The organism is Catenulispora pinistramenti (assembly GCF_018274385.1).
GTDB classification, from domain to species: domain Bacteria; phylum Actinomycetota; class Actinomycetes; order Streptomycetales; family Catenulisporaceae; genus Catenulispora; species Catenulispora pinistramenti.
The window spans coordinates 1-5474 of sequence record NZ_JAAFYZ010000377.1 but is presented as its reverse complement, the minus strand read 5'-3'; the positions used below and the strand labels follow the sequence as shown (position 1 = coordinate 5474).

Below are 5474 nucleotides of genomic sequence, written 5' to 3'. Positions count from 1 at the left end.
CTCTCCGGCCGGTCCCGGCGGCCCGCGGCGCGCCCGGTGGCGCCGGTGGTCCGCGCCGCGCACGGACCGCGGGACGGCCGCGCTGATCGCGGTCGTCGTCGCGGTGCTGGCGCAGATCCCGCTGCTGACCAACCGGTTCTTCTACCTCTGGGACGACAGCGCCGCCGAGTTCCTGCCGGTCTGGCACCGGATCGGCGCCGATCTGCTGGCCGGGCACTGGAACCCGCTGGTGCCGGGCATGTGGAACGGCGGCAACTTCGCCGCCGAGGCGCTGTTCGGGATCTGGAACCCGGTCGAGCTGCTGGACGCGCTGTTCACCGCGGCCTGCGGCGACCTGCTGATCGCGGCGATCGTGATCAAGACCCAGTTCCTGGTGCTGCTGACCCTGGGCATCTACGCGGTCTGCCGCGAGTACCGCGCGAACCGGGCCGCGGCCGCCGTGGTCGCGGTGGCGCTGCCGTTCTCCGGCTTCACGCTCTACTTCGACACCGCCTCCTGGATCTCCGGCCTCATGGGCTTCGCCTGGACCGCGCACTTCTGGTGGTCGGCGCGGCGGTATCTGCGGGGCCGGCTGAACCCGGTGGTGCCGATCATCTTCGGGCTGTTGATCGTCACCACCGGCAACCCCTACGGCCTGCTGGGCATGCTGGTGGTGGCCGCCGCGCTGGCCACCGAGTCGCTGATGGCCCGGGACCGGCGCGCGGTGCTGCGGCTGGCCGGGATCAGCGCGGTCGCGGCCTCGGCCGCCGCCCTGGTGTTCCTGCCGCTGGTGCTCAGCGCCTCGGTCACCACCCGCTCGCCGGGCTCGGGGATCATGAACACCGGCTTCCTGGTGCCCGGGGTCGGCGACCTGCTGAACCTGAGCGCGCCGGCCTACCTGCCGCATTCGGTGTCCTGGCACATGGCCTTCTGGACCGTGCCGGCCACGTATCTGGCCTGGTTCATCGCCCCGCTGGCGCCCTGGCTGGACTGGCGGCGGGTGCTGCAGCGGCCGCGGGCCCTGGTCGGCGTCGGCCTGATCGCGGTCGTCTACCTGGCGATGGCCGTCGGCCCGTCGCAGATCTGGCTGTTCCGCTGGCCGCTGCGCGTCATCGAGTACGCCTACCTCGGGCTCTGCGTGGTGCTCGCGCTGGCCCTCACCGAGGCGCCGCGCACCGACCAGCCCCGGCGCCGCGCCGCGATCACCGCGGCGATCATCGTGGTCGGCGGCTACCTGTCCTGGTCGGCGCAGCCCGGCCGGCTGCACACCGTCATCGCCGCGACCCTGCTGGTCGGCGCGCTGTCCGCGCTGATGGTGCGCCGGGTGCGGGCCGGCCGCCCGCTGTCCCGGCTGCTGGTCGGCGGGACGGTGCTGGTGCTGGGCTTCCAGGCCTACGCCTTCCCGGCCAACCAGAACGTCACCGACTGGCACCCGCAGCACGACGTGGCCTCGATGAAGCAGCACTTCGGGACGCTGTATCAAGGCAACACCCTGATGGTCGGGGACCCGCTGACCGAGGCCGACCGGCTGGGCCGGCGCCGGGTCTGGCACGACCTGCCCGGCGGCAGCCTGCTCCAGGTGGCCGGGGTGACGAGCCTGAACAACTACACCGGTGTCTCCTACCGGGCGTATATGAAGCACCTGTGCATGTCGTACTACGGCGGCACCTGCCAGACCCTGTACTACAACCTGTTCCGCCGCGACACCGACTCCCCCGCCCGACTCGCCGACCTGCTGCGGCTGCAGACCGTGGTGCTCCAGACCCAGGGACACGTCCGGGACGTGCTGAACCCGCCGAAGGTCCCCGGCAAGAAGAGCGCCAAGCCGCTGACCGTCCCGGCCGGCTGGAACGTGAAGGCGCTCGACGACCACACGCTGGTGCTCAACCGCCGCAAGCCGCTGCCCTGGCCGGACGGCCGGGTCTCGTACACCGCGCCGAGCGTGCACGTCACGGCCGACACGGTCGCGAAGGACGGCGTCGGCGAGACCGTGCGCTACACCGGCTCCGGCGAGATGCGGATCGCGGCGCTGCTGTGGCCGGGCTGGCAGGCCACCGTCGACGGGCACCAGGTACAGCTCAAGGGCACCGACGTCGGGATCATGAAGGTGGTCCTGCCGGCGGCCCGTCCGGGCGGCAGCACCCTGCGACTGGGCTTCCGGCCCCCGGGCTACCGGATCGGCCAGGCGATGGCCCTGCTGGGACTGTGCGGGGCGGCGCTGATCATCGCGTTCTGGTACCGCGGCCGGCGGCGGCCCCCGCTCAGCGGGACAGCCGCTGACACTTCGGACAGTAGAAGCTCGACCGGTTCATGAAGGACTCGCGCTTGATCGCCGTCCCGCAGCGTTCGCAGGGCTCTCCTTCGCGGCCGTAGGCGTGCAGCGACCGGGCGAAGTAGCCGCTCTCGCCGTTGACGTCCACATAAAGGCTGTCGAAGGACGTGCCGCCGACGGCGAGGGCGGCGCCCATCACCTCGCGCGCCGCCGCCAGCACCCGGTCGGTGTCCGGGCGGCGCATCTTCGAGGTCGGCCGGTCGTAGTGCAGGCGCGCGATCCACAACGCCTCGTCGGCGTAGATGTTGCCGATACCGCTGACCCGGGTCTGGTCCAGCAGCGCGCGCTTCAAGCCGGTGTCCCGGCGGCGCAGCTCGCTGTGGAAGAAGTCGACGTCGAACTCCGGGTCCAGCGCGTCGCGGGCGATGTGCGCGACCGAGGCCGGGACGACGACGCCGTGCCGGTCCGTCTCCAGCTTCTCCAAAGCCATGCCGCCGAAGGTGCGCTGGTCCACGAAGCGGAGTTCGGGGCCGTCGTCGGTGAAGGTGAAGCGGATGCGCAGATGCTTCTCGTCGGGGGTGCCGGACGGCTTCACCAGGAGCTGCCCGCTCATCCCGAGATGGCCGGTGACGGCCTCGCCGGTGGCTTGCGCCCCCTCGCCGAGCGGCAGCCACAGGAACTTGCCGCGGCGCTCGGCGCTGAGCAGGGTGTGCCCGGCGACGGAGGCGGCGAAGTCCTCGGCACCGGCGGCGTTGCGGCGGGTCGCCCGCGGGTGCAGGACCTCGGCGGCGGCGACGGTGCGGCCGACCACCCAGCGCTCCAGACCACGGCGGACGACTTCTACTTCAGGCAGTTCCGGCACGCAGGAGAGCGTATCGAAGCCCACCCACGGAAAGCGGCCCGGACCATGCCGGCCGAAAAGCAAATCGCCGGCCGCGAAGCGCGACCGGCGACAAGCAGAACACTATGAGCAGAACACGCCAGGCGTCAGGAGACGTCCGCCTCCGAGTCCGGCTCGATGTCATAGGGACCGTGCGTCAGCTTGCGGTCTCCCGCGGGTCCCGGCAGTACGCCTTTGGCAGCCAGCGCTTCCTTGTGGGTCTCGCGGATGGTCCGCCAGGCCTCCTCGGCCGCCTGCTGCTCGGCTTCCTTCTTCGACCGGCCCGAGCCGTGCCCGTAGACCGTGCCGCCGACGCAGGCGTCGGCCTCGAAGAACTTGTCGTGGTCCGGACCGGTCTCGGTGACCCGGTAGTCCGGGACGCCGATGCCTGCGACCGCGGTCAGCTCCTGCAGCGAGGTCTTCCAGTCCAGCCCGGCGCCGAGCGTGGCCGAGGTCGCGATCAGCGGGCCGAACAGCCGGCGCACCAAATCGAAGGCCACCTCGATGCCGTGGTCCAGATAGACCGAGCCGATCAGCGCCTCCAGCGTGTCGGCCAGGATCGAGGCCTTGTCCCGGCCGCCGGTGGTCTCCTCCCCGCGGCCCAGCTTCACGAAGTCGCCGAGGCCCAGGCCCCGGGCCACCTCGGCCAGCGCCTTGGAGTTGACCACGGCCGAACGCAGCTTGGCGAGCTGCCCCTCGGGCAGCTCGCTGTGCGTGGTGTAGAGCGTGTCCGTGACCACCAGGCCCAGGACCGAGTCGCCGAGGAATTCCAGGCGCTCGTTGGTGGGCAGGCCGCCGTTCTCGTACGCGTACGAGCGATGGGTCAGTGCCCGGTCGATGAGCCGGGCGTCCACGGGCAGCCCAAGACGGGCGATGAGTACTTCCGGCGGGGCGGAAGCTCCTGTCCCGCCCTTGCCGGACTTGTTCGAAGACGCCACAGCTATCGGATCCGCCGTCGCCGGCTCAGACCTCGACGACCTGGCGGCGGTCGTAGGTGCCGCAGTTCGCACACAGGTGGTGCGGAACCTTGGTCTGGCCGCAGTTCTCGCACGCGACCAGGGTCAGCGGGGCGGCCTTCCACTGGGCACGGCGGGAACGGGTACGGCTGCGGGACTTCTTGCGCTTCGGGACGGCCACGGGCCTACTCCTGGTCTCGGGCGGGCGGGGCGACCGGCGCCGTACCGCTGTTGCTTGCTACTTGGTCCTTCAGGTTCGCCAAGGCCGCCCACCGGGGGTCGGCGGTCTCGTGCGAGTGGTCCGGGTCGTCATTCAGGTTCGCTCCACATTCGGGGCACAAACCCTGGCAGTCTTCCCGGCACAGCGGTGCCGACGGTAGTGCGAGCACCACCGCGTCGTGCACGACCGGCTCGAGGTCGAGCAGATCGTTGACGAGGAACACCGCGTCCTCGTCCCCTCCCGCGTCTTCACCCGGGAAGAAGTACAGGTCCTGGAAGTCGGCCTCGACCTCGAGGTCGAGCGGCTCCAGGCAGCGGACGCACTCCCCGGCCACGGCGGCACACGCGGTGCCGGTCGCCAGGACGCCCTCGACGACGGCTTCCAGGCGCGCGTCGAGTTCCACGTCCGAGCCCGCCGGCACGTTGGCCACGCCGTCCTTGTCCCCCATGAGCTCCGGCGCCGGAACGGTCTCGTGCAAGGTGCGCATCGAACCGGGGCGCCTGGCGAAGTCGTGGGTGTCCACAACGTACGGCGAACGGGGGTCGGGCTGCGCCGGAGTCTTCGGCGTCGTGCCAGGCATGATCCCTCTATCGTCGTCTGTGGTGGACCTTTAAGGCGAAGGGCGCGCGTCAGCCGATCGGCCTGCAGGCAGACGTCCACGATAGCCGAGGTCCGGTGCCTCGGCCAAACCCAAGCCTGGTGATCTTGGGGAACGCCCCCCCGCGGCGGCTCCCGCCGAGGCCCCTCGGCGGCTCCGCTCAGTGTCCGCTCAGTAGCTGACGACGACCTCGCCGTCGGTGCCCGGCTGCGGGTCCGCGTTGTCCCCGCCGCCGTCCCCGCCGACCCCGGTCCCGTCGGCGTTCCCGGTCCCGCCGGTACCGCCGACCGCGCTGGTGGTGCTGCCCGCCGCGGAGCCGCCGGTAGCGTCCCCGCCCTGGGCCACCGGGGGGTTGAGCGACTGGCCCTGGGACACGCAGTCACCGGCGCGACCGCCGAGTCCGGGCAGGCCGCCGGAGCCGCCGTCCTCGACGCCGACCGAGCCGGCGCCGCCGCCCCAGCCGCCGGAGGCGACGACGTAGTCGGTGAGGTCCGCGGTGGCGAAAGTGCTCGCGCCCCCGCCGCCGGCCCCGCCGCCGCCGGTGGACAGGAACGGGTTGACCGCCGCCG

5 protein-coding genes and 1 pseudogene are annotated in these 5474 nt (G+C 71.9%); 1 reads left to right on the top strand and 5 read right to left on the bottom strand.

Going from position 1 to position 5474, the window contains the following annotated elements; genetic code table 11:
- The coding region (locus tag KGQ19_RS47155) for a hypothetical protein (RefSeq protein WP_212021918.1) at positions 1 to 2293 on the top strand (2293 nt) is incomplete at its 5' end.
- Here the strand turns inward: KGQ19_RS47155 and mutM are convergent.
- The 5 genes and pseudogenes from mutM to KGQ19_RS51525 all read right to left on the bottom strand — a co-directional run.
- On the bottom strand, positions 2241 to 3113 hold the full coding sequence (gene mutM / locus KGQ19_RS47150; protein WP_212021916.1) for a bifunctional DNA-formamidopyrimidine glycosylase/DNA-(apurinic or apyrimidinic site) lyase: 873 nt from the start codon (positions 3111 to 3113) through the stop codon (positions 2241 to 2243). The genes KGQ19_RS47155 and mutM overlap by 53 nt on opposite strands.
- Before the next feature lie 125 nt (positions 3114 to 3238).
- Complete coding sequence (rnc, locus tag KGQ19_RS47145; RefSeq protein WP_212021914.1) at positions 3239 to 4069, bottom strand: ribonuclease III; 831 nt, start codon at positions 4067 to 4069, stop codon at positions 3239 to 3241.
- Positions 4070 to 4094: 25 nt separating this feature from the next.
- Positions 4095 to 4268, bottom strand: a complete 174-nt coding sequence (rpmF, locus tag KGQ19_RS47140) for a 50S ribosomal protein L32 (protein WP_015796566.1) — start codon at positions 4266 to 4268, stop codon at positions 4095 to 4097.
- A 4-nt stretch (positions 4269 to 4272) separates the two neighbouring features.
- The gene (locus KGQ19_RS47135) at positions 4273 to 4887 is read right to left on the bottom strand and encodes a YceD family protein (RefSeq protein WP_212021912.1); all 615 of its coding nucleotides are present in this window, start codon (positions 4885 to 4887) and stop codon (positions 4273 to 4275) included.
- A gap of 189 nt (positions 4888 to 5076) precedes the next feature.
- Positions 5077 to 5474 (bottom strand): annotated as a pseudogene (locus tag KGQ19_RS51525) (hypothetical protein); the annotation flags it as partial.